The organism is Aquamicrobium zhengzhouense, from assembly GCF_016124105.1.
GTDB classification, from domain to species: Bacteria; Pseudomonadota; Alphaproteobacteria; order Rhizobiales; family Rhizobiaceae; genus Aerobium; species Aerobium zhengzhouense.
Map to the genome: position 1 here is coordinate 1 of NZ_JADGMQ010000029.1, position 1,264 is coordinate 1,264.

The 1,264-nt window shown below is 61.4% G+C and carries 1 protein-coding gene; it reads left to right on the forward strand.

Going from position 1 to position 1,264, the window contains the following annotated elements; all coding sequences use genetic code 11:
• Positions 1-66 precede the first annotated feature (66 nt).
• A protein-coding gene (locus IOD40_RS19810; RefSeq protein ID WP_198478425.1) for an IS3 family transposase occupies positions 67-1,202 on the forward strand; the annotation gives its coding sequence in 2 pieces (ribosomal slippage) (positions 67-319 and positions 319-1,202; 1,137 coding nt in all).
• Positions 1,203-1,264: the final 62 nt, after the last annotated feature.

Consider the following 1,264-nt stretch of genomic DNA (forward strand, 5'->3'; position numbering starts at 1 on the left):
TGAGGTGGTGCCGGTTTTTGAGACAGGGGCATAAGGTGGATCGCCCAATGGAAAGGACGATCCAGCATGAAGACACGCAGACGGTTTACTGCCGAGTTCAAGGCCAAGGTCGCGCTTGAAGCGATCCGCGGCGAGCGGACGATTTCGGAAATGGCGACGAAGCATCAGCTTCACCCGAACCAGATCACGCAATGGAAACGGCAGGCCATCGAGAACTTGGCCAAGGCGTTCGACGACAAGGCTTCCGATGCCCAGGTCGGCCGGGAGGCCGAGGTGACGAAGCTGCACGCCAAGATCGGCCAGCTCGTCGTCGAGCGGGATTTTTTGGCCAAGGCCTTCGATCGCTGAGCCTGGATCGGAGGAGAATGATGATTGATCCCGATCACCAACGGCTCTCGATCCGCCGCCAGTGCGAACTGGTCTCGATCTCGCGGGCGTCGTTCTACCGACAGCCGGCGGACGAGACGCCCGAGAACCTCGAATTGATGCGTATCATCGACGAGGCGTTCATGGAGACGCCCTGGTATGGTTCACGCCAGATGGCGCGGCATCTGCGCCGCCAGGGTTGGTGCGTGGGCCGCAAGCGGGTCCGGCGGCTGATGCGCAAGATCGGTCTGTCGCCGATCTACCAGGCTCCGAAGACCAGCGCGCCGCATCCGCAGCACCGCATCTATCCCTACCTGCTGCGACATCTGAGCATCGAGCGACCCAACCAGGTCTGGTGCGCCGACGTGACCTACATCCCGATGCGGCGCGGCTTCCTCTATCTCGTCGCCATCATGGACTGGTTCAGCCGCAAGGTGCTGGCCTGGCGGCTGTCGAACACAATGGATACCGACTTCTGCGTCGCTGCTCTGGAAGAGGCGATCGCCCGCTACGGCAGGCCCGACATCTTCAACACGGATCAGGGGAGCCAGTTCACCAGCTTCACCTTCACGACGACGCTGAAGGATGCCGGCATCCGCATCTCCATGGACGGGCGCGGCCGCTGGATGGACAACGTCTTCATCGAACGGCTGTGGCGCAGCCTCAAATACGAGTGCGTATTCCTCAGCGCCTTCGAGACAGGAAGCGAAGCTCGCAGCGGCATCGGCTCCTGGATCGACTACTATAACCGGAGACGCCCACACTCGACCTTCGGCGGCAGGACACCCGACGAGGTCTATGCTACCGCAGAAATGATGGAGCAACTGGCGGCGTAAAAACCAACCTGATCCACCTTAGCCAAGCCGCCAAACTGTCTCAGCAGACGGGTCCACCTCAG